This is a genomic window from Plantactinospora soyae (genome assembly GCF_014874095.1).
Taxonomy (GTDB): Bacteria; Actinomycetota; Actinomycetes; order Mycobacteriales; family Micromonosporaceae; genus Plantactinospora; species Plantactinospora soyae.
Genome location: NZ_JADBEB010000001.1, coordinates 886,014 through 910,590, shown reverse-complemented (window position 1 = coordinate 910,590; position 24,577 = coordinate 886,014). Strand labels below are relative to the sequence as shown.

Genomic DNA, 24,577 nt, shown 5'->3' with positions numbered 1-24,577 from the left:
GTTGTGGGGTTGGGGGCCGGACGACCCGCTCCGGGCGGTCAGGCTTGATCTCTCCGCGGGCCATCCGGCCCCCAACCCCCGCTGAGGGCTAGTGGTAAAAACGACACGACACGAGGGACATATAACGTGCTCGACGTCAACTTCTTCGACGAGTTGCGGATTGGCCTGGCTACCGCTGACGACATTCGTCAGTGGTCGCATGGCGAGGTCAAGAAGCCTGAAACGATCAACTACCGCACACTGAAGCCGGAAAAGGACGGGCTCTTCTGCGAGAAGATCTTCGGTCCGCAGCGGGACTGGGAGTGCTACTGCGGTAAGTACAAGCGGGTCCGGTTCAAGGGCATCATCTGCGAGCGCTGCGGCGTCGAGGTGACCCGCTCCAAGGTGCGTCGTGAGCGGATGGGTCACATCGAGCTGGCCGCCTCGGTCACGCACATCTGGTACTTCAAGGGTGTGCCGAGCCGGCTGGGCTACCTGCTCGACCTGGCGCCGAAGGACCTCGAAAAGATCATCTACTTCGCGTCGTACGTGGTCACCAGCGTCGACACCGAGGCGCGGCATCGCGACCTCTCCACGGTGGAGAACGAGATTCTCGCCGAGAAGCGGCAGTCCGAGAACAGCCGCGACTCGGAGATCGAGAAGCGGGCCGCCAAGCTCGAGGCCGACCTGGCCGAGCTGGAGGCCGAGGGTGCCAAGGCAGATGTGCGCCGCAAGGTCAAAGAGGGCGGCGAGCGCGAGATGCGCCAGATCCGCGACCGGGCGCAGCGCGAGATCGACCGCTTGGACGAGGTGCTGGACACCTTCCGCAAGTTGGACCCGAAGCAGCTGGTCACCGACGAGCTGCTCTACCGCGAGCTGCGGGACCGGTTCGGCGAGTACTTCACCGGTGGGATGGGTGCCGAGGCGATCAAGGCGCTGGTCCAGAACATGGACCTGGACGCCGAGGCGGACAACCTCCGCGAGATCATCCGGTCCGGCAAGGGCCAGCGGAAGATCCGGGCGCTCAAGCGGCTGAAGGTGGTCGCGGCGTTCCTGAACACCCGCAACTCGCCGCTCGGCATGGTGCTGGACTGCGTACCGGTCATTCCGCCGGACCTGCGCCCGATGGTGCAGCTCGACGGTGGTCGGTTCGCGACCTCCGACCTGAACGACCTGTACCGCCGTGTGATCAACCGGAACAACCGGCTCAAGCGACTGATCGACCTGGGCGCGCCCGAGATCATCGTGAACAACGAGAAGCGGATGCTCCAGGAGGCCGTGGACGCGCTGTTCGACAACGGCCGCCGTGGACGGCCGGTCACCGGGCCGGGTAACCGCCCGCTGAAGTCGCTGTCGGACATGCTGAAGGGCAAGCAGGGGCGGTTCCGGCAGAACCTGCTGGGCAAGCGGGTCGACTACTCCGGTCGTTCCGTGATCGTCGTGGGTCCGCAGCTCAAGCTGCACCAGTGCGGCCTGCCCAAGCAGATGGCGCTGGAGCTGTTCAAGCCGTTCGTGATGAAGCGGCTGGTCGACCTGAACCACGCGCAGAACATCAAGTCCGCGAAGCGGATGGTGGAGCGGCAGCGGCCGGTCGTCTGGGACGTGCTGGAAGAGGTCATCGGCGAGCACCCGGTTCTGCTGAACCGGGCGCCGACCCTGCACCGGCTGGGCATCCAGGCGTTCGAGCCGCAGCTGGTCGAGGGCAAGGCGATCCAGATCCACCCGCTCGTCTGCACCGCGTTCAACGCGGACTTCGACGGCGACCAGATGGCGGTGCACGTGCCGCTCTCCGCCGAGGCGCAGGCCGAGGCGCGGATCCTGATGCTCTCGTCGAACAACATCCTCAAGCCGGCGGACGGCAAGCCGGTCACCATGCCCACCCAGGACATGGTCATCGGCCTCTACCACCTGACCCACCTGACTCCGGGTGAGGTCGGCGAGGGCCGGGCGTTCAGCTCGGACGCCGAGGCGCGGATGGCCTTCGACAACGGCGAGCTGCACCTGCAGACGCCGGTGCGGATCCGGCTGCGCGGCGTGACCGAGGTCGACAACGGCGCCGGTGCGCAGCGGTGGACCGAGCCCGAGGGTTGGACCCAGGGCGAGCCGCTGACCGTGGAGACCACCCTGGGTCGGGTGCTGTTCAACGAGACGCTGCCGAAGGGCTACCGTTTCGTGAACTACGAGATCCGCAAGGGGCAGCTCTCCGCGATCGTCAACGACCTCGCCGAGCGGTTCCCGAAGGTTGCGCTGGCCGCGACCCTCGACGGGCTCAAGGAGGCCGGTTTCCACTGGGCCACCTGGTCCGGCGTGACGATCGGCATGGAGGACGTCATCGCGCCGCCGCGCAAGCGGGAGATCCTGGAGCGGTACGAGAAGGAAGCCGAGCGGATCGACAAGCAGTACCAGCGTGGTCTGATGACCGCCGAGGAACGTCGCGGCGAGCTCATCGAGATCTGGACCAAGGCGACCAACGAGGTCGCCAAGGAGATGGAGACCGCGCTTCCGCAGGAGAACCCGCTGTGGAAGATGATCAACTCGGGTGCCCGCGGTAACCTGCTCCAGCTCCGGCAGATCGCCGCGATCCGTGGTCTGGTGGCCAACCCGAAGGGCGAGATCATCCCGCGGCCGATCAAGGCCAGCTACCGGGAGGGTCTCTCCGTACTGGAGTACTTCATCTCCACGCACGGTGCCCGGAAGGGTCTGGCGGACACCGCGCTGCGGACCGCCGACTCGGGTTACCTGACCCGTCGTCTGGTGGACGTCTCGCAGGACGTGATCATCCGCGAGGAGGACTGCGGGACCGACCGCGCCATCTCGATGCAGATCGCCACGAAGCTCGACACCGGCAAGCTGGTGGCGCACGAGCACGTGGAGACCGGGGTGCACGCCCGTACCCTCGCCGACGACATCAAGGGGCCGGACGGCAACCTGGTGGCGGAGCGGGGTGTCGACCTCAACTCGATCTCGGTGGACAAGATCGTTGCTGCCGGAGTCGACACGGTCCGGGTCCGCAGCGTGCTCACCTGCGAGTCGAAGCTGGGCGTCTGCGGTGCGTGCTACGGCCGCTCGCTGCCGACCGGCAAGACCGTGGACGTCGGCGAGGCGGTCGGCATCATCGCCGCCCAGTCGATCGGTGAGCCGGGTACCCAGCTGACGATGCGTACCTTCCACACCGGTGGTGTCGCGGGTGAGGACATCACCCAGGGTCTGCCCCGAGTCCAGGAAATCTTCGAGGCCCGGGTACCCAAGGGCAAGGCGCCGATCGCCGACACCCCTGGTCGGATCCGGATCGAGGACGGCGAGCGGTCGCGGAAGATCATCATCGTGCCGGACGACGGCACCGACGAGATCGTCCACGACAAGATCTCGAAGCGGGTCCGGCTCCGGCCGGGCGTGCACGACGGCGCGCACGTGGCGGTCGGAGAGAAGCTCACCGAGGGCACGATCGACCCGCACGAACTGCTGCGGATCCTCGGCCCGCGGGCGGTCCAGGTCCACCTGACCCAGGAGGTCCAGGAGGTCTACCGGTCGCAGGGTGTGCTGATCCACGACAAGCACATCGAGATCATCATCCGCCAGATGCTCAAGCGGGTGACGGTGATCGACTCCGGCGCGACCGAGTTCCTGCCGGGCGTGCTGGTCGACCGGGCGCTCTTCGAGTCGGAGAACCGCCGACTCGTCTCCGAGGGCGGCGAGCCCGCGGCGGGCCGGCCGGTGCTGATGGGCATCACCAAGGCGTCGCTGGCCACGGACTCGTGGCTGTCGGCGGCCTCCTTCCAGGAGACCACCCGGGTGCTCACCGACGCGGCGATCCACGCCCGGAGCGACTCGCTGATCGGTCTCAAGGAGAACGTCATCATCGGAAAGCTCATCCCGGCCGGTACGGGCATCAGCAAGTACCGCAACGTCCGGGTGGAGCCGACCGAGGAGGCGAAGGCCAAGGTCTACTCGATGACCGGCTACCCGGAGACCGACTACGGATTCGGGCCGGCCAGCGGGCAGGCAGTGCCGCTGGACGACTTCGACTTCGGGTCGTACCGCTAGGCAGGGTTGAGGCAGGGAGGCGCCCCGCTCGTCGTTCGATGACGAGCGGGGCGCCTCGCGTTCGCCACCGGGGTTGTCGGGTTTGTAGGCTGTCATCGTGAAGACGATGCCGGTCGCCGGCGCCGTCCCGACGATGCGCCATCCGCTCGACCCGGATCCGGTGCGTTCCACCAAGTCGCGGACGGTGTTCGCGCTCGGCCTTGTCGCCGCGCTGACCGGGCTGTTCGTCGGAGGCATCGTTCCCGCGACGGTCGCGCTGCTGCTGGCCCGGCAGGCCCGCCGGGAGGCGTACGCCTCGGGTGGTTACCTCACCGGGGCCGCCTGGCTGCGTCGCGGTGAGCAGTTGGCCTGGATCGGGATCGTGCTGGCCGCGACCGCGCTGGTGGCTGCGACCGTCATCGGTGTGGTCAACCTGGCCGAGAGTTCCGTCGGCCGGGACTTCGCGCCCGGGGTCGACTAGACGGCGTCAGGGTCGTGGCGGCCGGGCCACCACGCGTTGCCGTGGGGCGGATGGGGATTGGGCGTGCGGCGGTAGCCTGGCGCTTGGCAGGGGCACCGGTGCCGGTACGGCAACGGTGGTGGTCCGATCGGCTCCGGCGCGGTACGCGGCGGCTCGGTGGTCATCAGGGGGGATGTTCGTGACGGAGGAGGCGCAGCCACCGGCGGTGGACCGTGCGGCGGGACAAGCGCCGGAGACGCCGCCCGGACCCGCGCCCCGCTACCTCGAACCCTCGTACGCCCTGCCGACCGATTCCGTGTCCGGGAACCCGGCGGAGCAGACCTCCACCGCTGGGGTGGACCGGCCGGGTCAGCCGAGCGAGTGGGCCCGTCCGGGCTGGGACGGGTCGGCGGGTGCGGCGACGCCGGGATCCGACGGTGTCCCGACGGCGGTCCCGCTGTACGGCGCGGCTCCGGTCTCCGCGCCGGCTCCGGTCTCCGGCGCGACCCCGACGGCGTTCGGCGGTACCCCGTATCCGGTCACCGAGGCTCCGGCGCAGGCCGCCGTCCCGGGGGCGTACCTGTCGCCGGCCGGCGCGGGACCCAGACCTGCGTACCCGGGAGCGCCGGGTGCGGGGGAGCGGCCGCCGCTGGTGCCGGCGCCGCCCCGGGACTCCGTACGCGCACCCCGGCGGGTCGACGCGGTGCCGGGTACGCCGTTCGGCCTGGTGTACCTCGACGTGGCTCCGGTCACCTCGGGGCCGGCGGTCGGGGCCCTGGTCACCGGGATCGGCTCGATCCTCGTCGCCTTCGGGGCGGGCTGCATGGGGCTGATCGGCCTGAACGGCGGCTGGGGCGGTTGGGCGGCCGGCGCCTTCGCGGTACTCGCCGGGCTGCTCGGCACCGTCGGGGTGCTCCTGGGGGAACTGGGCCGGCGGCAGACCCGGACCACCGGCGCGGCGGTCCGGCCCGGCCAGGCCCGGCGACCGCTGGCCTGGCCGCCGGTTGCCGAGGGAGCCCCACCGGTCCGGTACACCGGCCACGGTCTGGCGATGGCGGGACTGATCTGTGGTGGCGTGGGTCTCGCGCTGACAGTGCTGGCACTCGCGATCTCGGTGCTCCTCCAGGTGGCGTGAGCGACCTGCGCGGTGCGGCCGACCTGGATGACCAGCCCGCCGAGCCGTTCGCCGAGCGAGCCGGTACACTGGAAAGCCGGTAGTGCTTGCCGGCGGTGACACGAGAATCCGGGCCTGGGCGAGGGTTGTTGACAACCTTCCGAAGTTCTGTTTTGACGTGCCCACTTACGGTAGGTACTCTTTCCTCTCGTGCCCGGGCATGCCCGGGCAACTCGTGCGTGCGCCCGAGCCCATCTGCGGCGATCGGGTCGCCACGACAAAGTCGAAAAGGTCGGCCACGTTCACGCGTGCCGGCCGGCTGGTAATCCGGCGCCGGAAACGACGTCGGAAACCGCGAGCGGGCGACACGCCCGACCGCGGGTGCCGGGACCACCCCGAGGTGGCCCTGGTGGAAGGTAAGAGAGCCACCCGAGAGGGCGGCTAGAGACTCACAGCGCGGCCGCAGACAGACGGCCGAAGGGAGCGGAGAAACCCGGTGCCCACGATCCAGCAGCTGGTCCGAAAGGGCCGACAGGCGAAGACGAGTAAGACCAAGACGCCAGCGCTGAAGGGAAGCCCCCAGCGTCGCGGCGTCTGCACGCGCGTCTACACCACCACCCCCAAGAAGCCGAACTCCGCGCTGCGCAAGGTCGCTCGTGTGAAGCTCAGCAGCCAGATCGAGGTGACCGCCTACATCCCGGGCGTGGGTCACAACCTCCAGGAACACTCCCTCGTGCTGGTCCGTGGTGGCCGGGTGAAGGACCTTCCGGGCGTGCGTTACAAGATCGTCCGCGGTTCGCTGGACACCCAGGGTGTCCGCAACCGCAAGCAGGCCCGCAGCCGGTACGGCGCGAAGAAGGAGAAGAGCTGACATGCCGCGTAAAGGCCCCGCTCCGCGCCGTCCGCTCATCGCGGACCCGGTATACAACTCGCCGCTGGTTACCCAGCTGGTGAACAAGATCCTGCTCCGTGGCAAGCGTCAGCTCGCCGAGCGCATCGTCTACGAGGCCCTGGAAGGCTGCCGGGAGAAGTCCGGCACCGACCCGGTGGTCACCCTCAAGCGGGCGATGGACAACGTGAAGCCGACCCTCGAGGTCCGCAGCCGCCGTGTCGGTGGCGCGACCTACCAGGTGCCGGTCGAGGTGAAGCCCGTCCGGGCCACCACCCTCGGGCTGCGCTGGCTGGTCACCTACTCCCGCGCCCGTCGCGAGAAGACCATGGTCGAGCGGCTGATGAACGAGCTGCTCGACGCGAGCAACGGTCTTGGTGCCGCCGTCAAGCGGCGCGAGGACACCCACAAGATGGCCGAGTCCAACAAGGCCTTCGCGCACTACCGCTGGTAAAGACCTTTCGGGTTCCGGTGCGGTCCGCCGCGCCGGAACCCGGTAACGGTCGCGATCACGCCGACGAGACGACGATAAGTAGGGATTGAAGTGGCCGCCGCAGACGCGCTCGCCAAGGTACGCAACATCGGCATCATGGCGCACATCGATGCCGGTAAGACCACGACCACTGAGCGGATCCTGTTCTACACCGGTATCACGTACAAGATCGGTGAGGTCCACGAGGGCGCTGCCGTCATGGACTGGATGGAGCAGGAGCAGGAGCGGGGAATCACCATCACCTCCGCCGCCACGAAGTGTGAGTGGAAGGGCCACACGATCCAGATCATCGACACGCCCGGCCACGTGGACTTCACGGTCGAGGTCGAGCGGTCGCTGCGGGTGCTCGACGGTGCCGTCGCCGTCTACGACGGTGTCGCGGGTGTCGAGCCGCAGACCGAGAACGTCTGGCGGCAGGCCGACAAGTACAACGTTCCCCGGATGTGCTTCGTCAACAAGCTCGACCGGACCGGTGCGGACTTCAACCGCTGCGTGCAGATGATGATCGAGCGGCTGAACGCCACGCCGCTGGTGCTGCAGGTGCCGATCGGGCTCGAGGGTGACCACATCGGCGTCGTCGACCTGATCGGGATGCGCGCGCTGACCTGGCGTGGCGAGACCCAGAAGGGCGAGGACTACGCGGTCGAGGAGATCCCGGCCGACCTGCTCGACGAGGCCACCGCGGCCCGCGAGAAGCTGATCGAGACCCTCGCCGACGTCGACGACTCGGTGATGGAGAAGTACCTCGAGGAAGCGGAACTCTCCCCCGAGGAGATCAAGGCCGCGATCCGCCGGGCCACCATCGCCGGCAAGGCGAACCCGGTGCTCTGCGGATCGGCGTTCAAGAACAAGGGCGTCCAGCCGATGCTCGACGCGGTGGTCGACTTCCTGCCGTCGCCGCTGGACGTTCCGGCGATCGAGGGCGTCGCCACCGACGGCGAGACCCCGCTGCTGCGCAAGCCGGACAAGTCCGAGCCGTTCTCCGGCCTGGCCTTCAAGATCCAGACTGACAAGCACCTGGGCAAGCTGACCTACGTGCGGGTCTACTCGGGCACGGTCGAGACCGGTAACCAGGTGATCAACTCCACCAAGGACCGCAAGGAACGGATCGGCAAGATCTACCAGATGCACGCCAACAAGCGGGAAGAGCGCAGCTCGGCCCAGGCTGGCGACATCATCGCGGTGCAGGGTCTCAAGCAGACCACCACCGGCGACACCCTGTGCGACCCGGCGAACCCGGTCATCCTGGAGTCGATGACCTTCCCGGAGCCGGTCATCGAGGTCGCGATCGAGCCGAAGACAAAGGCCGACCAGGAGAAGCTCGGCACCGCCATCCAGCGGCTGGCCGAGGAGGACCCGACGTTCCGGGTCAAGCTTGACCAGGAGACCGGCCAGACGGTCATCTCCGGTATGGGCGAGCTGCACCTGGACATCCTGGTCGACCGGATGCGCCGCGAGTTCAACGTCGAGGCCAACATCGGCAAGCCGCAGGTGGCGTACCGGGAGACCATCCGCCGCAAGGTGGACAAGATCGAGTACACCCACAAGAAGCAGACCGGTGGATCGGGCCAGTACGCCCGAGTCATCGTGAGCGTCGAGCCGCTGCCGCTGGACAACGACTCGCCGACGTACGAGTTCGCCAACGCGGTCACCGGTGGCCGGATCCCGCGGGAGTTCATCCCCTCGGTGGACGCCGGCGCCCAGGACGCCATGCAGTACGGCATCCTGGCCGGCTTCCCGCTGGTAGGGGTGAAGCTGACCCTGCTGGACGGCCAGTACCACGAGGTCGACTCGTCGGAAATGGCATTCAAGATCGCCGGCTCGATGGTGCTGAAGGACGCGGCCCGCAAGGCCGATCCGGCACTGCTCGAACCGATGATGTCCGTCGAGGTCACGACGCCTGAGGAGAACATGGGCGACGTGATCGGCGACCTCAACTCCCGCCGTGGCATCATCCAGGCGATGGAAGAGCGCAGTGGCGCTCGCATCGTCCGGGCACTGGTGCCGCTCTCGGAGATGTTCGGCTATGTCGGCGACCTGCGGTCGAAGACCCAGGGCCGGGCTAGCTACAGCATGCAGTTCGACTCCTACGCCGAGGTTCCCGCAAGCGTGGCGAAGGAGATCATCGCGAAGGCGACGGGTGAGTGAGCGGAAACGCGCACTGAGCCGTCACCGGGCCGGTGATACCGCGAGCGTGGCGGGCGGGTAATCTCGCCCGCGGCGCTCACGGGCCGGGCTGCGAGACCGGGCCTGAAGGTTTCACCGCCGCAAGACCCACATGACTTCCCGATCGGGAATCCCTCGGTCGGAAAGGCTGTCGACAGAGTCCTAAGCGCCAGGTGGCGCGCCGGGCGTACGAACCAAGAAGTCCACAGGAGGACACCAGTGGCGAAGGCGAAGTTCGAGCGGACTAAGCCGCACGTCAACATCGGCACCATTGGTCACATCGACCACGGTAAGACGACGCTGACGGCGGCCATCACTAAGGTCCTGCACGACAAGATGCCGGACCTGAACCCGTACACGCCGTTCGACGAGATCGACAAGGCGCCGGAGGAGAAGGCCCGCGGCATCACGATCTCGATCGCACACGTCGAGTACCAGACCGAGGCGCGGCACTACGCACACGTGGACTGCCCCGGTCACGCCGACTACATCAAGAACATGATCACCGGTGCCGCGCAGATGGACGGCGCGATCCTGGTGGTCGCGGCGACCGACGGCCCGATGCCGCAGACCCGCGAGCACGTGCTGCTGGCTCGTCAGGTCGGCGTTCCCTACATCGTCGTGGCGCTCAACAAGAGCGACATGGTCGATGACGAGGAGCTGCTCGAGCTGGTCGAGCTCGAGGTCCGCGAGCTGCTGTCGGCGCAGGAGTACCCCGGCGACGACCTGCCGGTCGTACGGGTCTCGGCGCTCAAGGCGCTCGAGGGCGACCCGGAGTGGACCGACAAGCTCATGGACCTGATGAGCGCTGTCGACACCGCGATCCCGCAGCCGGAGCGCGAGACCGACAGGCCGTTCCTGATGCCGGTCGAGGATGTCTTCACGATCACCGGTCGTGGCACGGTCGTCACCGGTCGGGTGGAGCGCGGTGTGCTCCTGCCGAACGAGGACGTCGAGCTGGTCGGCATCAAGGAGAAGGGCTTCAAGACCAAGGTCACCGCGATCGAGATGTTCCGCAAGACCCTGGACGACGCTCGCGCAGGCGAGAACGTCGGCCTGCTGCTGCGTGGTACCAAGCGCGACGAGGTCGAGCGCGGCATGGTCGTGGTGAAGCCGGGTACGAACACCCCGCACACCGAGTTCGAGGCGACCGTCTACATCCTCTCCAAGGAGGAGGGTGGCCGGCACACCCCGTTCTTCCAGAACTACCGTCCGCAGTTCTACTTCCGGACCACGGACGTCACCGGCGTTGTCACGCTGCCTGAGGGCACCGAGATGGTCATGCCGGGCGACAACACCTCGATGACCGTGAAGCTCATCCAGCCGATCGCGATGGAGGACAACCTCAAGTTCGCGATCCGTGAGGGTGGCCGTACGGTCGGCGCGGGTTTCGTTAGCAAGATCCTCAAGTAATCGAGTAACAAAGGTAACCCCGATTAGCGTTGCCGTGCGGTAGTACGGCATACTGGTCAGGTTGCGTACCGGCAGGGTGGCTGGCTGCCCGGCAGTCAGCCACCCTTGCTGGGCGTCTGGGGCGTGGTCCGCCACTCCCGGCGCCGCCGAACTTCCCGCAGGGGTGGGGCCGCCTCGGATTTCCGTGGTGGAGTCTGGCCCCGGGGTGCGACACGCCCGACCGCGGGGGTCGGACAGCAGGGGAATCGGCAGCGTCCGGGCAGGCAGGAAGATCCCGCTCCAGTAGCGGGCCCCGTGGGGGCGGGCGTGCAGGCGTGCGGACGGACAAGGCGAGAGAAGGAACAGAGGGCACCATGGCGGGACAGAAGATCCGCATTCGGCTCAAGGCATACGACCACGAGGTGGTCGACTCCTCGGCGCGCAAGATTGTTGAGACGGTGACGCGTACCGGGGCTCAGGTCGCGGGCCCGGTGCCGCTGCCCACGGAGATCAATCGCTTCTGCGTGATCCGTTCGCCCCACAAGTACAAGGACTCGCGTGAGCACTTCGAGATGCGCACGCACAAGCGTCTGATCGACATCATCGACCCGACCCCCAAGACGGTCGACTCGCTCATGCGCCTCGACCTGCCGGCTGGCGTCGACATCGAGATCAAGCTGTAGGGACCGGACTAATGGACAGGGAAGTTAAGGGCATCCTGGGCGCCAAGCTCGGCATGACCCAGATCTGGGACAACAACCGTGTTGTCCCGGTGACGGTGGTGCAGGCCGGGCCGTGTGTCGTGACCCAGGTCCGCACGGGTGACAAGGACGGCTACTCCGCGGTCCAGTTGGCCTACGGCGTGGTCGACCCCCGGAAGGTCAAGAAGCCGATCAGCGGCCACTACGCCAAGGCGAACGTCGCGCCGCGCCGGCACATCGTCGAGCTGCGCACCGCCGACGCCGGCGACTACGAGCTGGGCCAGGAGGTCAACGTCGAGACGTTCGCCGCCGGCAGCACGATCGACGTGACCGGCCGGACCAAGGGCAAGGGCTTCGCCGGTGTCATGAAGCGGCACGGCTTCCACGGTCTGCGGGCGAGCCACGGCGTCGAGCGCAAGCACCGTTCGCCCGGTTCCATCGGCGCCTGCGCGACCCCGGGTCGCGTCTTCAAGGGCGTCAAGATGGCCGGCCGGATGGGTGGCGTGCGCTTCACCGTGCAGAACCTGACCGTCCAGGCGGTGGACGTGGACAACAACCTGCTGCTCGTCCGGGGTGCCATCCCCGGCCCCAAGGGCGCGCTGGTGCTGGTCCGGTCGGCTGCCAAGGCCGATGCGAAGAAGGGTGGTGCTGCCAAGTGACCACCGTTGACGTGCTGAACGTCGAGGGTGCCAAGAGCGGCTCCGTCGAACTGCCCGCCGCCATCTTCGACGTACAGTCGAACATCGCGCTGATGCACCAGGTCGTGGTCGCTCAGCTCGCCGCCGCGCGGCAGGGTACGCACAAGGTGAAGACCCGCGGCGAGGTCGCCGGTGGCGGCAAGAAGCCGTACAAGCAGAAGGGCACCGGTCGGGCCCGCCAGGGTTCGATCCGCGCGCCGCAGTTCGCCGGTGGTGGCGTCGTGCACGGGCCGGTCCCGCGCGACTACAGCCAGCGGACCCCGAAGAAGATGAAGGCCGCCGCGCTGCGCGGTGCCCTGTCGGACCGGGCCCGCAACGGCCAGGTGCACGTGGTGGAGAGCTTCGTCAGCGGCGACAAGCCGTCGACCAAGGCGGCCATCACCGCGCTGGGCAAGGCGACCTCGGCCAAGCGGGTTCTGGTGGTGCTGAGCGGCACCGACGAGCTGAACTGGCTGTCGCTGCGCAACGAGCCCCGGGTGCACCTGCTGGAGGCTGGCCAGCTCAACACGTACGACGTGCTGGTGGCCGACGATGTGGTCTTCACCAAGGAGGCCCTGGACGAGTTCCTGGGTGTCCGCGGTGGGGCGCAGGACGAGGAGAGCGAGAAGTGACCACGATCGCCGACCCGCGAGACATCATCTTCGCGCCGGTCGTCTCGGAGAAGAGCTACAGCGAGCTGAACCAGAACTGGTACACCTTTCTGGTGCACCCGGACGCCAACAAGACGGCGATCAAGATCGCGATTCAGCAGATCTTCAACGTCCGCGTCCTGACGGTGAACACGCTCAACCGCGAAGGTAAGCGCAAGCGGACCCGTACCGGGTACGGCAAGCGCAAGAACACCAAGCGGGCGATGGTGAAGCTGGCTGACGGTGACCGCATCGAGGCCTTCGGCGGCCCGGTCAGCTGAGGGGTATAGACAATGGCTATCCGTAAGTACAAGCCGACGACGCCGGGCCGGCGTGGCTCCAGCGTCGCCGACTTCGCTGAGATCACCCGGTCAACCCCGGAGAAGTCGCTGCTGGTTCCGCTGCCGAAGAAGGGCGGGCGTAACGCCCACGGCCGGATCACCACGCGGCACCACGGCGGTGGGCACAAGCGCCAGTACCGTCTGATCGACTTCAAGCGGGTCGACAAGGACGGCGTGCCGGCGAAGGTCGCGCACATCGAGTACGACCCGAACCGCACCGCGCGGATCGCGCTGCTGCACTACGCCGACGGCGAGAAGCGGTACATCCTCGCGCCGAAGGACCTGAAGCAGGGCGACCGGGTGGAGTCCGGCCCGGGCGCCGACATCAAGCCGGGCAACAACCTGCCGCTGCGCAACATCCCGGTGGGTTCCACGATCCACGGGGTGGAGCTGCGTCCCGGCGGTGGCGCCAAGCTGGCGCGGTCGGCCGGCGTCGGTATCCAGCTGCTGGGCCGGGAAGGCGCGTACGCCACGCTGCGGATGCCCTCCGGCGAAATCCGGCGGGTGGACGTGCGTTGCAGGGCGACGATCGGCGAGATCGGCAACGCCGACCAGTCAAACATCAACTGGGGCAAGGCCGGCCGGATGCGGTGGAAGGGCCGGCGCCCGACCGTTCGTGGTGTGGCGATGAACCCGGTCGACCACCCGCACGGTGGTGGTGAGGGCAAGACCTCCGGTGGTCGTCACCCGGTGAACCCGCAGGGTAAGCCCGAGGGTCGTACCCGTCAGAAGGGCAAGGCGAGCGACCGCCTCATCGTCCGCCGCCGCTACGCCACCCGCAAGCGCGGCTAAGGGAGATAGGTAGATATGCCTCGCAGCCTGAAGAAGGGCCCGTTCATCGACGACCACCTGCTCAAAAAGGTGGAGACGCAGAACGAAAAGGGCTCGAAGAACGTCATCAAGACCTGGTCGCGCCGCTCGACGATCATCCCCGACATGCTCGGGCACACGATCGCTGTGCACGACGGGCGCAAGCACGTTCCGGTGTTCATCACCGAGGCGATGGTCGGGCACAAGCTCGGCGAGTTTGCGCTGACCCGTACGTTCAAGGGTCACGAGAAGGACGACCGGAAGAGCCGCCGGCGCTGAGCGCCGACCACGGATTAGGGATCAAGGGGTTTCAGCGATGCCAGTAAAGGGCGACGCTCCGGTGCTTCCGGGCGCGCGGGCGGTTGCGCGACACGTGCGCATCTCGCCGACCAAGGCGCGCCGGGTGGTCAACCTCGTCCGCGGTCTGCCCGCGAAGGAGGCGCTCACGGTGCTGCAGTTCGCGCCGCAGGCGGCGAGTGAGCAGGTCTACAAGGTGCTCGCGAGCGCGATCGCCAACGCGGAGAACAACGAGCGGCTGGACCCCGACGCGTTGCTTGTCAGCGAGGCGTTCGTGGACGAGGGCCCGACGATGAAGCGCTTCCAGCCACGGGCGCAGGGCCGGGCGTACCGGATCCGCAAGCGGACCTGCCACATCACCATCGTGGTCGAGGCCGTCGCGCCCGCCACGCCGGCGAAGCGGGCTGCGGCGAAGAAGGCCGCACCGGCCAAGTCGACCGAGTCGGCGCAGGCCGCACCGGCGGCCGAGACCGGGGCCGGCGAGACGCAGAGCAAGACGGAAGGTGCCGAGTAATGGGTCAGAAGGTTCACCCGCACGGGTTCCGGCTCGGCATCTCGACCGACTGGAAGTCCCGCTGGTTCGCGGACAAGCTCTACAAGGACTACATCGGCGAGGATGTCAAGATCCGCCGGATGATGTCCAAGGGCCTGGAGCGCGCCGGCATTTCCAAGGTCGACATCGAGCGGACGCGGGACCGGGTCCGGGTCGACATCCACACCGCGCGGCCGGGCATCGTCATCGGTCGTAAGGGCGCCGAGGCGGACCGGATCCGTGGCGAGCTGGAGAAGCTGACCGGCAAGCAGGTGCAGCTCAACATCCTCGAGGTGAAGAGCCCGGAGTCGGACGCGCAGCTTGTCGCACAGGGTGTGGCGGAGCAGCTGTCCAGCCGGGTGAGCTTCCGGCGGGCGATGCGTAAGGCCATGCAGTCGGCGATGAAGAACCCGATCGTCAAGGGCATCCGGGTGCAGGTCTCCGGCCGTCTCGGCGGCGCGGAGATGAGCCGTACCGAGTTCTACCGCGAGGGTCGGGTTCCGCTGCACACGCTGCGGGCCAACATCGAGTACGGCTTCTTCGAGGCCCGGACCACCTTCGGCCGGATCGGCGTGAAGGTCTGGATCTACAAGGGCGACGCCGTACCCGGTCGGGAAGCTCCGGCCGAGACGGGTCCGGCGCGTCCGCGCCGGGAGCGTGGCGACCGTCCCGAGCGGCCGCGTCGCGGCCGGTCCGGTTCCTCCGGCACGACCGCCGGTGGTACCGAAGCGGGCCGGGCGGCAGCCGCCGAGATCTCCGGCGGGGCTCCCGAAGCCACGAACGAAAACGCCGCGCCGGCCACGGCCGCGCCGGCCGCTCCGGCCGCTCCGGCCGGGGCGGACAGCTCAGCGCAGGAGGGCTGACACATGCTGATGCCGCGCAAGCCCCCGAAGGGCTTCCGCAAGCCGCACCACCCCGACCGCCACGGCGCGGCCAAGGGTGGCACCCGGGTGGTGTTCGGCGAGTTCGGAATCCAGGCGCTCGAGTCCGCGTACCTGACCAACCGTCAGATCGAAGCGGCCCGTATCGCGATGACCCGGCACATCAAGCGTGGTGGCAAGGTCTGGATCACGGTGTTCCCGGACCAGGCCCTGACCAAGAAGCCGGCCGAAACCCGGATGGGTTCCGGTAAGGGTTCGCCCGAGTGGTGGGTGGCCAACATTAAGCCGGGGCGGGTGCTCTTCGAGATGTCCTTCCCCAACGAGCAGATCGCGCGAGAGGCGATGCGTCGCGCGATCCACAAGCTCCCGATGAAGTGCCGAATTGTGACGCGCGAAGTGGGTGAAAGCTGATGGCCGCGGGCGTTAAGGCCGGCGAGCTGCGTGAACTCTCCGAGGAGGAGCTGGTCAGCAGGCTGCGGGAGGCCAAGGCGGAGCTGTTCAACCTTCGCGTTCAGTCGGCCACCGGCCAACTGGACAACAACCGCCGGCTGCAGGTCATCCGTCGGGAGATCGCCCGGATCTACACGATCATGCGTGAGCGCGAGCTGGGGCTTTCGGCCGCGCCGACTGAGGTGACTGCATCATGAGTGACGAGACCACCACCGCGACGCCGCGGGCCCAGCGCAAGGTCCGCGAGGGCCTCGTGGTGAGCGACAAGATGGACAAGACCGTGATCGTCGAGGTCGAGGACCGTGTGAAGCACGCGCTGTACGGCAAGGTTCTGCGCCGTACCAGAAAGCTGAAGGTTCACGACGAGCAGAACGCGTGTGGTACCGGTGACCGGGTTCTGATCATGGAAACCCGTCCGCTGTCCGCCACCAAGCGCTGGCGGATCGTGGAGATCCTCGAGAAGGCCAAGTAAGAGCCGTACCGCAGGCTCAGGGTTCCGCCAAGCTCAGTCGGCACAGGTCTTCGATTCGGAAGGCACGGGTCGGAGAGACTGCCGGCTGAGAACTGGCAGACATAGGAGATAGACGTGATTCAGCAGGAGTCGCGACTGCGCGTCGCCGACAACACGGGTGCCAGGGAGATCTTGTGCATCCGGGTCCTCGGTGGCTCCGGTCGGCGCTACGCGAGCATCGGCGACGTCATCGTGGCCACGGTCAAGGACGCCATCCCCGGTGCCGGTGTGAAGAAGGGCGACGTCGTCAAGGCGGTCGTCGTCCGCACCGCGAAGGAGAGGCGGCGGCCGGACGGTTCGTACATCCGATTCGACGAGAACGCGGCCGTGATCATCAAGGATGGTGGCGACCCGCGCGGTACCCGTATCTTCGGCCCGGTGGGCCGTGAGCTGCGGGACAAGCGGTTCATGAAGATCATCTCTCTCGCGCCGGAGGTGTTGTAAACCGTGAAGGTCAAAAAGGGCGACACGGTGATCGTCATCGCCGGCAAGGACAAGGGTGCCAAGGGCAAGGTCATCGCGGCCTACCCGAGGCAGGACAAGGTCCTGGTCGAGGGCGTGAACCGGGTCAAGAAGCACACCCGTATCCGCACCACCCAGCGCGGTGCGAAGACCGGTGGCATCGTCACCCAGGAGGCCGCGATCCACGTCTCGAACGTGCAGGTCGTGGACTCCGACGGCAACCCGACGCGGGTCGGGTACCGGATCGACGACAGTGGCCAGAAGGTCCGCATCGCGCGCAGCACCGGTAAGGACCTGTGATGACGGCAACCGAGACCAAGACCCTGCCGCGGCTCAAGGAGCGGTACCGCAAAGAGATCGCGGCCCAGCTGCGTGAGCAGTTCAACTACGGCAACCCGATGCAGGTGCCGGGGCTGGTCAAGATCGTCGTCAACATGGGCGTCGGTGAGGCAGCGCGGGACGCGAAGCTGATCGACGGCGCCGTGCGGGACCTGGCCACGATCTCCGGCCAGAAGCCGCAGGTGCGTCGGGCCCGGAAGTCCATCGCGCAGTTCAAGCTCCGCGAGGGCATGCCGATCGGCGCGAAGGTCACCCTGCGGGGCGACCGGATGTGGGAGTTCCTGGACCGGCTGCTCTCGATCGCGCTGCCCCGGATCCGCGACTTCCGCGGTCTGGACGGGCGCAAGCTCGACGGGCACGGCAACTACACGTTCGGTTTGACCGAGCAGTCGGTGTTCCACGAGATCGACCAGGACCGGATCGATCGGGTACGGGGCATGGACATCACCGTGGTAACCACCGCGACGACCGACGACGAGGGCCGGGCGCTACTCAAGCTCCTGGGCTTCCCGTTCAAGGAGAACTGAGATGGCGAAGAAGGCGCTGATCCTCAAGGCGGCCGCGAAGCCGAAGTTCTCGGTTCGCGCGTACACCCGCTGCCAGCGGTGCGGGCGGCCGAAGGCGGTCTACCGCAAGTTCGGCCTCTGCCGGGTGTGCATCCGGGAGATGGCCCACCGTGGCGAACTGCCCGGCGTGTCGAAGGCTTCCTGGTGACACTGCGCCCCATCCGCGGGTCGTGGAGCGAGGACCGCGACACGACCTGGTTTGGGCCCAGCCGCGTTCCGACTGATGTTCGGGGCGAGGATCGCAACGCCGTAGGCCTGGGTCACTGCCCCGGGAACCCCGGCGAGAAAGGCTGACGAGATCCATGACGATGACCGACCCGATCGCAGACATGCTGACGCGTCTGCGTAACGCCAACCAGGCGTACCACGACCGGGTGACGATGCCCTACTCGAAGATCAAGGCGAACATCGCCGAGGTCCTCAAGTCCGAGGGTTACATCGCCACCTGGTTGGTCGAGGAGCCCGAGGAGGGCGCCGTCGGCAAGCGACTGGTCGTCGAGCTGAAGTACGGCCAGAACCGCGAGCGGAGCCTGGCCGGCATCAAGCGCGTGTCCAAGCCCGGTCTGCGGGTGTACGCCAAGTCGGACGGGCTCCCGCGGGTGCTCGGTGGGCTGGGCGTGGCGATCATTTCGACGTCCCAGGGGCTGCTCACCGACCGGCAGGCCCGCAAGCGGAGCGTTGGCGGGGAAGTCCTCGCCTTCGTCTGGTAACGGGAGACAGGTAGAAATGTCGCGTATTGGACGTAAGTCGATCCCGGTGCCGTCCGGTGTCGAGGTGACCATCGACGGCTCGACCGTCAAGATCAAGGGCCCGAAGGGCGAGCTCGCGCACACCCTGGCCGAGCCGATCACGGCGGAGCGGGGCGACGATGGCCAGTTGCACGTCAACCGGCCGAACGACGAGCGGCGGGCCAAGGAACTGCACGGGCTCAGCCGTACCCTTGTGGCGAACATGATCACGGGTGTGACCGAGGGCTACCGCAAGACCCTGGAGATCGCCGGTACCGGTTACCGGGTGACCGCCAAGGGCAGCGACCTCGAGTTCGCGCTCGGGTTCTCGCACCCGGTGCAGGTGAAGGCCCCGAACGGGATCACCTTCACGGTCGAGCGGCCCACGCTGTTCCACGTGGCCGGCATCGACAAGCAGCAGGTCGGCGAGGTTGCCGCCAACATCCGGAAGATCCGCCCGCCTGAGCCGTACAAGGGCAAGGGCGTCAAGTACCAGGGCGAGATCATTCGTCGCAAGGCTGGAAAGGCAGGTAAGAAGTGACCGCCACGCTGCTCAAGCGCCGCCGCGGCGTCGCCGCCCAGCGCGCCATCGGGCGGGCACGTCGGCACTTCCGGGTCCGCAAGAACGTCACCGGTACGGCCGAGCGCCCGCGCCTGGTCGTCACCCGTTCGCTGCGCCACATCACCGCCCAGGTGGTGGACGACGGCCGGGGGCACACCCTGGCCGCCGCCTCGTCCCTGGACGCGTCGATCAGGGGCTCGGAGGGTGACAAGCGAGTCGTGGCCGGTAAGGTCGGCGCGCTGCTCGCCGAGCGGGCCAAGGCGGCCGGGATCTCCAAGGTCGTCTTCGACCGCGGTGGCAACCAGTACGCGGGCAGGATCGCCGCACTGGCCGACGCTGCCCGCGAAGCCGGGCTTGAGTTCTAGAACCCCGTCACGATGAGAGAGGAAGGCTGCTGATGCCAGGTCAACAGCGCCGTGGCGGCGGGTCCGGTGGCAACGAGGGTGGTCGCCGCGACAACCGCCGTGAGGGCGGCCGCGGAAACGCGCCCGCCGAGAAGACCCCGCATCTCGAGCGGGTCGTCGCTATCAACCGTGTCGCCAAGGTCGTCAAGGGTGGTCGTCGCTTCAGCTTCACCGCCCTCGTGATCGTGGGCGACGGCGACGGCACCGTCGGTGTGGGCTACGGAAAGGCCAAGGAGGTGCCCGCGGCCATCGCCAAGGGCGTCGAGGAGGCCAAGAAGCACTTTTTCAAGGTGCCCAGGATCGGTGCCTCGATTCCGCACCCGGTGACGGGCGAGGACGCCGCTGGCGTCGTTCTGCTCAAGCCGGCCAGCGCTGGTACCGGTGTCATCGCCGGTGGCCCGGTGCGTGCCGTGCTGGAGTGCGCGGGCATCCACGACGTGCTCTCGAAGAGCCTCGGCTCGTCGAACCCGATCAACATCGTGCACGCCACGGTTGCGGCCCTGAAGGGGCTGGAGTCGCCGGAGGCGGTCGCGAAGCGTCGGGGTCTGCCGGTCGAGGACGTCGCGCCGGCCGCGATGCTCGCGGCTCAGGCGGGGGTGACGTCCTGATGGCACGTCTGAAGGTGACCCAGGTCCGGTCCGGGATCGGGACCAAGCACAACCAGCGCGAGTCGCTGCGTTCGCTCGGTCTCAAGCGGATCAACGACGTGGTGGTCAAGGAGGACCGCCCCGAGATTCGGGGCATGATCTTCACCGTGAGCCACCTCGTGAAGGTCGAGGAGGTCGAGTAATGACGATCAAGGTCCACCACCTGCGCCCGGCTCCCGGGTCCAAGACCGCGAAGACCCGGGTGGGTCGCGGTGAGGGCTCGAAGGGGAAGACCGCCGGTCGAGGCACCAAGGGTTCCAAGGCCCGGAAGAACATCTCGGCGGCGTTCGAGGGCGGGCAGATGCCCATCCACATGCGCCTGCCGAAGCTGAAGGGCTTCAAGAACAAGTTCAAGGTCGTCTTCCAGGTCGTCAACCTGGACCGGCTCGCCGAGCTGTTCCCGCAGGGCGGACAGGTCGGCCCGCTGGAGCTGGTCGAGGCCGGCGCCGTCCGTAAGGGTCAGCCGGTCAAGGTTCTCGGTACCGGGGACCTGGGCGGGGTCACTCTCCAGGTGTCGGCGCACGCGTTCAGCGCGTCGGCCAAGGAGAAGATCGCCGCTGCTGGCGGCTCGGCAACAGAGCTGTAAGGATTACGCGGTCGCGGCGCTCGTTCAGTTCTCGGCAACTGGCGGGCGCCACGGTCTACTAGGGGGCCATTCGCCCCGTTAATATCGGAAGCGGTGAATGTTCTCCGGGTGGATCTGCCCGAGAGCGCGCCGGACTGTTAGAGTCCGATCCCAGCATGGGTATCGGGTCGATCGCCCGACAGCCACCCCGTCCCGCCACGAACCACCGGCGGCCCGCCTCGCGCAGGAGGAAGAAGTTGCTCTCCGCCTTTCTCAGTGCGTTCCGCACGCCTGACCTGCGCAAGAAGCTGCTGTTTACAGTAGCCATCATCGCGGTCTACCGGCTCGGCGCGACACTGCCCAGCCCCGGCGTCTCGTACGGGAACGTCCAGCAGTGCATCAAGACCATGGAGTCGGGCGAGGGCAACGGTGTCTTCAACCTGCTCAACCTGTTCTCCGGCGGGGCGTTGCTCTCGCTGTCGGTCTTCGCGCTGGGCATCATGCCCTACATCACCGCGTCGATCATCCTGCAGCTGCTCACCGTGGTCATCCCGCGGCTGGAGCAGCTCCGCAAGGAGGGTCAGTCCGGTCAGGCGAAGATCACCCAGTACACCCGGTACCTGACGCTCGGCCTGGGTGTCCTGCAGGCCTCGGCGTTCGTGGCGCTGGCCCGGTCCGGGCAGCTCTTCAACGGCATGTGCCAGGAGTTCCCGATCATCCCCGAGGGCCACGGCCTGCCGGGTTGGTTGACCGTGAGCGTCCTGGTGATCACCATGACCGCCGGTACCGGCATGGTCATGTGGCTCGGTGAGCTGATCACCGACCGGGGCGTCGGCAACGGCATGTCGGTGCTGATCTTCACCTCGATCGCGGCCCGACTGCCCAGCGAGGGCTGGACCATCAAGAACAACAAGGGCTGGGGCATGTTCGCCCTGGTACTGGTGCTGGTTCTGGTGGTCATCACCGCGGTGGTCTTCATCGAGCAGGCGCAGCGCCGGATCCCGGTGCAGTACGCGAAGCGCATGATCGGCCGCCGGATGTACGGCGGGACGTCCACCTACATCCCGCTGAAGGTCAACCAGGCGGGTGTGATCCCGGTCATCTTCGGCTCGTCGCTGCTGTACCTGCCGACGCTGCTGCTCCAGTTCTTCGACCAGAACAACCTGAACGGTTGGCAGATCTGGGTCCAGGACAACCTGGTGAAGCCGGACAGCCCGACGTACATCAGCGTCTACTTCCTGCTGATCATCTTCTTCACGTACTTCTACGTCTCGATCACGTTCAACCCGACCGAGGTCGCGGACAACATGAAGAAGTACGGCGGGTTCGTGCCAGGCATCCGGCCGGGCAAGCCCACCGCCGACTACCTCGACTTCATCCTGAGCCGGATCACCCTTCCCGGCGCGCTCTACCTGGGTCTGATCTCGATCCTGCCGAACTTCTTCTTCATCTGGCTGGACAACCAGCAGTTCCAGAACTTCCCGTTCGGTGGTACCGCTGTGCTGATCATGGTCGGCGTCGGTCTGGAGACCGTGAAGCAGATCGAGAGCCAGCTCATGCAGCGGAACTACGAAGGGTTCCTGCGCTAGATGCGACTCGTTCTGGTTGGTCCCCCCGGGGCGGGCAAGGGGACCCAGGCCGAGTTCATCGCCGCCCACCTCGCCGTGCCCAAGATCTCGACCGGGGACATCTTCCGGGCGAACGTCACCCAGGGCACGCCCCTGGGTGTCGAGGCCAAGCGGTACATGGACGCCGGCAAGCTGGTGCCCGACGAGGTGACCATCAACATGGTCCGGGAGCGACTGGCCCGGGCGGACGCGGCCGAGGGATTCCTGCTGGACGGGTTCCCTCGGACGACCCCGCAGGCGGCCGCCCTGGACAAGCTGCTGGCCGATCTGGGCACCGCCCTGGATCTGGTCATGGAGCTGGTGGTCGACGACGACGAGGTCATCCGGCGGCTCTCCGGTCGGCGTACCTGCCGGGGCTGTGAGAAGGTCTGGCACATCGAGTTCGACGCACCCTCCGAGCCGGGGGTATGCGACCGGTGTGGCGGGGAGCTGTTCCAGCGGGACGACGACAAGGCGGAGACGATCGCCGAGCGGCTGCGGGAGTACGCGAACAAGACCGCGCCGCTGATCGACTACTACGGTGCGCAGGGCAAGCTCGTCGGGATCGACGCGACCGGACCGGTGGAGGATGTCACCGTCCGGGCTATCGACGCCCTGCGCTCGTACGGCGGATAGGCTGGGTTTCATGCGCCGTTCCCAGCTGGACATCCAGCTGAAGACCCCGGAGCAGATCGACCTGATGCGGGCCGCCGGGCTCGTCGTCGCGGCGGCCCTGGACCGGATGCGCGCGGCCGTGGCGCCGGGCGTCTCCACCGGGGACCTCGACGAGATCGCCGAGTCGGTGATCCGTGGGGCCGGAGCCGTGCCCTCCTTCAAGGGCTACCACGGCTTCCCCGCGTCGATCTGCTCGTCAATCAACGAGCAGGTCGTGCACGCGATCCCGGCCCGGGACCAGGTGCTCCGCGACGGCGACCTGATCTCGATCGACTGCGGAGCGGTGCTGGACGGCTGGCACGGCGACGCCGCGATCACGGTCGCCGTCGGCGAGGTGCGGCCGGAACTGCTCCGGATGGCGACGGTGGCCGAGGACGCGATGTGGGCCGGGATCGGCGCCGCGGCGCGCGGCATGCTCAGCGGACGGGGCAGGCTGACCGACATCTCGTACGCGGTGGAGCGCGCGGTCCGGGCCGCCGGCCGGTACGGCATCGTGGAGGGGTACGGCGGGCACGGCATCGGCACCGAGATGCATCAGGATCCGCACGTGCTCAACCACGGGCGACCGGGCCGTGGTCCGCGCCTGGTGCCGGGGCTGGCGCTGGCGATCGAGCCGATGGTGACCATGGGCTCGCCCCGGACGGTGGAACTCGACGACGGCTGGACGGTGATCACCCGGGACGGGTCGATCGCGGCCCACGTCGAGCACTCGATGGCGCTGCTGGACGACGGCGTCTGGGTGCTGACCGCCCCGGACGGTGGTCGGGCCCGGCTCGGTGACCTGGTGACCGCCAGAGAGCCCGCGAAGTCCTCCTCGGCCGGCTAGGGCGTCGCGGCCGATCCGGTCGGCCAGCGGGCCGCTCCGCCAGGCGTGGCTCACCGGTGGGTGGGCCGACGGCTTCGCCGCCGCTCGACCGGTGGTGGCATGCTCGTAGTCATGGACGGGCGGGACCAGATGCGCGCTGCGGACTCGGACCGGACGGCCGTGGCCGAGCAGTTGCTCCGGGCGTTGAACGAGGGCCGGCTCGACCTGGCCGAGTACGAGGAGCGCCTGCAGCGGGTGTACGCCGCGAAGACGTACGGGGATCTCAACGGCGGCGGGCTGCTCGATGACCTGCCGGGGACGGTACCGGTCGGCGAGGCTCAGATGGTGCCGGTCGGCGAGGACGGCGGACGGGGCCTGACGCCGGGTCCGGACGGCCGCTACCCGGGCGCGACGCGGAGCTGGCTGGCCGAGACCTGGAACGGCTACTTCGGGGTCGTGACGATCGTGGTGACGATCTGGGCGGTCACCTCGCTGGTCTCCACCGAGTGGCTCTACTTCTGGCCGGTCTGGGTGGGCGGACCGTGGGGGGCCGTGCTGCTGCTGAACACGGTGCGCGGGCTGGCGACCGGGGAGCCGCAGCGCTGGGCCGCGAGGCGGGCGGCGAAACGGCGAGCCAAGGTGGAGAAGCGGAACCGTCGGCGCCTTGAGCAGGACGAAGAGGGCGAACCCGCCTGATATAGTCGCGTTCGTCCGATCAACCGACCCGTACGTCCCCGGGTTGGCGTTGACGTGCGGGCGCGCGTACACTGGCTGATCGGCGCACAGCGTCCACTCCGGCATGCCCACCCGCGCTTCGGTGGGACCGGAGCCGCGGCTGGCTCGGGTGCACT

The 24,577-nt window shown here is 67.8% G+C and carries 32 protein-coding genes; all 32 read left to right on the top strand.

Annotated elements, in window-relative coordinates; translation table 11 throughout:
• Positions 1–126: 126 nt before the first annotated feature.
• The 32 genes from H4W31_RS04000 (at position 127) to H4W31_RS03845 (ending at position 24,422) form a co-directional block, all read left to right on the top strand.
• Positions 127–4,023, top strand: a complete 3,897-nt coding sequence (locus H4W31_RS04000) for a DNA-directed RNA polymerase subunit beta' (RefSeq protein WP_192765403.1) — start codon at positions 127–129, stop codon at positions 4,021–4,023.
• Between the two features lie 106 nt (positions 4,024–4,129).
• On the top strand, positions 4,130–4,483 hold the full coding sequence (locus tag H4W31_RS03995; protein WP_192771828.1) for a hypothetical protein: 354 nt from the start codon (positions 4,130–4,132) through the stop codon (positions 4,481–4,483).
• A gap of 178 nt (positions 4,484–4,661) precedes the next feature.
• Positions 4,662–5,597 (top strand): hypothetical protein, encoded by a 936-nt coding sequence (locus H4W31_RS42475; protein ID WP_225945382.1) that lies wholly within the window; start codon positions 4,662–4,664, stop codon positions 5,595–5,597.
• 475 nt (positions 5,598–6,072) lie between these two features.
• Positions 6,073–6,447, top strand: a complete 375-nt coding sequence (gene rpsL / locus H4W31_RS03985; protein WP_101368150.1) for a 30S ribosomal protein S12 — start codon at positions 6,073–6,075, stop codon at positions 6,445–6,447.
• Between the two features lies 1 nt (position 6,448).
• Positions 6,449–6,919, top strand: coding sequence for a 30S ribosomal protein S7 (gene rpsG, locus H4W31_RS03980; RefSeq protein WP_192765402.1), 471 nt, complete (start codon positions 6,449–6,451; stop codon positions 6,917–6,919).
• Positions 6,920–7,009: 90 nt separating this feature from the next.
• On the top strand, positions 7,010–9,106 hold the full coding sequence (fusA, locus tag H4W31_RS03975; RefSeq protein ID WP_192765401.1) for an elongation factor G: 2,097 nt from the start codon (positions 7,010–7,012) through the stop codon (positions 9,104–9,106).
• A 237-nt stretch (positions 9,107–9,343) separates the two neighbouring features.
• Positions 9,344–10,537, top strand: a complete 1,194-nt coding sequence (gene tuf / locus H4W31_RS03970) for an elongation factor Tu (protein WP_192765400.1) — start codon at positions 9,344–9,346, stop codon at positions 10,535–10,537.
• Positions 10,538–10,890: 353 nt separating this feature from the next.
• On the top strand, positions 10,891–11,199 hold the full coding sequence (rpsJ, locus tag H4W31_RS03965) for a 30S ribosomal protein S10 (RefSeq protein ID WP_007073037.1): 309 nt from the start codon (positions 10,891–10,893) through the stop codon (positions 11,197–11,199).
• A gap of 11 nt (positions 11,200–11,210) precedes the next feature.
• Positions 11,211–11,876, top strand: a complete 666-nt coding sequence (rplC, locus tag H4W31_RS03960) for a 50S ribosomal protein L3 (protein WP_192765399.1) — start codon at positions 11,211–11,213, stop codon at positions 11,874–11,876.
• Positions 11,873–12,526: a 50S ribosomal protein L4 gene (gene rplD, locus H4W31_RS03955; RefSeq protein ID WP_192765398.1), complete on the top strand. Its 654-nt coding sequence runs from the start codon at positions 11,873–11,875 to the stop codon at positions 12,524–12,526. Before rplC ends, rplD begins: the two co-directional genes overlap by 4 nt.
• Positions 12,523–12,825 (top strand): 50S ribosomal protein L23, encoded by a 303-nt coding sequence (gene rplW, locus H4W31_RS03950; protein ID WP_192765397.1) that lies wholly within the window; start codon positions 12,523–12,525, stop codon positions 12,823–12,825. Before rplD ends, rplW begins: the two co-directional genes overlap by 4 nt.
• Positions 12,826–12,837: 12 nt before the next feature.
• Positions 12,838–13,677, top strand: a complete 840-nt coding sequence (gene rplB, locus H4W31_RS03945; RefSeq protein WP_192765396.1) for a 50S ribosomal protein L2 — start codon at positions 12,838–12,840, stop codon at positions 13,675–13,677.
• 15 nt (positions 13,678–13,692) lie between these two features.
• A complete protein-coding gene (gene rpsS / locus H4W31_RS03940) occupies positions 13,693–13,974 on the top strand; it encodes a 30S ribosomal protein S19 (RefSeq protein WP_101368142.1) in 282 nt (93 codons plus the stop codon).
• 37 nt (positions 13,975–14,011) lie between these two features.
• Complete coding sequence (gene rplV, locus H4W31_RS03935) at positions 14,012–14,506, top strand: 50S ribosomal protein L22 (protein ID WP_192765395.1); 495 nt, start codon at positions 14,012–14,014, stop codon at positions 14,504–14,506.
• Positions 14,506–15,387, top strand: a complete 882-nt coding sequence (gene rpsC, locus H4W31_RS03930; protein WP_192765394.1) for a 30S ribosomal protein S3 — start codon at positions 14,506–14,508, stop codon at positions 15,385–15,387. The genes rplV and rpsC overlap by 1 nt, the downstream gene beginning before the upstream one ends.
• A 3-nt stretch (positions 15,388–15,390) precedes the next feature.
• A complete protein-coding gene (gene rplP / locus H4W31_RS03925; protein ID WP_192765393.1) occupies positions 15,391–15,816 on the top strand; it encodes a 50S ribosomal protein L16 in 426 nt (141 codons plus the stop codon).
• Complete coding sequence (gene rpmC / locus H4W31_RS03920; RefSeq protein WP_101368138.1) at positions 15,816–16,052, top strand: 50S ribosomal protein L29; 237 nt, start codon at positions 15,816–15,818, stop codon at positions 16,050–16,052. Before rplP ends, rpmC begins: the two co-directional genes overlap by 1 nt.
• On the top strand, positions 16,049–16,327 hold the full coding sequence (gene rpsQ / locus H4W31_RS03915; RefSeq protein WP_192765392.1) for a 30S ribosomal protein S17: 279 nt from the start codon (positions 16,049–16,051) through the stop codon (positions 16,325–16,327). Before rpmC ends, rpsQ begins: the two co-directional genes overlap by 4 nt.
• Positions 16,328–16,441: 114 nt before the next feature.
• Entirely contained in the window at positions 16,442–16,810 is a 369-nt protein-coding gene (gene rplN / locus H4W31_RS03910; protein WP_007465279.1) for a 50S ribosomal protein L14, read from the top strand.
• Between the two features lie 3 nt (positions 16,811–16,813).
• Complete coding sequence (gene rplX, locus H4W31_RS03905) at positions 16,814–17,128, top strand: 50S ribosomal protein L24 (protein ID WP_192765391.1); 315 nt, start codon at positions 16,814–16,816, stop codon at positions 17,126–17,128.
• Complete coding sequence (rplE, locus tag H4W31_RS03900) at positions 17,125–17,694, top strand: 50S ribosomal protein L5 (protein WP_192765390.1); 570 nt, start codon at positions 17,125–17,127, stop codon at positions 17,692–17,694. Before rplX ends, rplE begins: the two co-directional genes overlap by 4 nt.
• Before the next feature lies 1 nt (position 17,695).
• A complete protein-coding gene (locus H4W31_RS03895) occupies positions 17,696–17,881 on the top strand; it encodes a type Z 30S ribosomal protein S14 (RefSeq protein WP_007073023.1) in 186 nt (61 codons plus the stop codon).
• A gap of 154 nt (positions 17,882–18,035) precedes the next feature.
• Positions 18,036–18,443 carry a 30S ribosomal protein S8 gene (gene rpsH, locus H4W31_RS03890; RefSeq protein WP_132180521.1) on the top strand — a complete coding sequence of 136 codons (408 nt, stop codon included), beginning with the start codon at positions 18,036–18,038 and terminating at the stop codon, positions 18,441–18,443.
• 16 nt (positions 18,444–18,459) lie between these two features.
• Positions 18,460–19,002 (top strand): 50S ribosomal protein L6, encoded by a 543-nt coding sequence (gene rplF, locus H4W31_RS03885; RefSeq protein ID WP_192765389.1) that lies wholly within the window; start codon positions 18,460–18,462, stop codon positions 19,000–19,002.
• On the top strand, positions 18,999–19,388 hold the full coding sequence (rplR, locus tag H4W31_RS03880; protein ID WP_192765388.1) for a 50S ribosomal protein L18: 390 nt from the start codon (positions 18,999–19,001) through the stop codon (positions 19,386–19,388). The genes rplF and rplR overlap by 4 nt, the downstream gene beginning before the upstream one ends.
• Before the next feature lie 32 nt (positions 19,389–19,420).
• The gene (gene rpsE / locus H4W31_RS03875) at positions 19,421–20,035 is read left to right on the top strand and encodes a 30S ribosomal protein S5 (RefSeq protein ID WP_192765387.1); all 615 of its coding nucleotides are present in this window, start codon (positions 19,421–19,423) and stop codon (positions 20,033–20,035) included.
• A complete protein-coding gene (rpmD, locus tag H4W31_RS03870) occupies positions 20,035–20,217 on the top strand; it encodes a 50S ribosomal protein L30 (RefSeq protein ID WP_013735939.1) in 183 nt (60 codons plus the stop codon). The genes rpsE and rpmD overlap by 1 nt, the downstream gene beginning before the upstream one ends.
• A complete protein-coding gene (gene rplO / locus H4W31_RS03865; RefSeq protein ID WP_192765386.1) occupies positions 20,217–20,660 on the top strand; it encodes a 50S ribosomal protein L15 in 444 nt (147 codons plus the stop codon). The genes rpmD and rplO overlap by 1 nt, the downstream gene beginning before the upstream one ends.
• 236 nt (positions 20,661–20,896) lie before the next feature.
• Positions 20,897–22,228, top strand: a complete 1,332-nt coding sequence (gene secY / locus H4W31_RS03860) for a preprotein translocase subunit SecY (protein WP_192765385.1) — start codon at positions 20,897–20,899, stop codon at positions 22,226–22,228.
• Positions 22,229–22,882 (top strand): adenylate kinase, encoded by a 654-nt coding sequence (locus H4W31_RS03855; RefSeq protein WP_192765384.1) that lies wholly within the window; start codon positions 22,229–22,231, stop codon positions 22,880–22,882.
• Between the two features lie 10 nt (positions 22,883–22,892).
• Complete coding sequence (map, locus tag H4W31_RS03850; protein WP_192765383.1) at positions 22,893–23,747, top strand: type I methionyl aminopeptidase; 855 nt, start codon at positions 22,893–22,895, stop codon at positions 23,745–23,747.
• Positions 23,748–23,858: 111 nt separating this feature from the next.
• Positions 23,859–24,422: a DUF1707 SHOCT-like domain-containing protein gene (locus H4W31_RS03845; RefSeq protein WP_225945380.1), complete on the top strand. Its 564-nt coding sequence runs from the start codon at positions 23,859–23,861 to the stop codon at positions 24,420–24,422.
• Positions 24,423–24,577 lie beyond the last annotated feature (155 nt).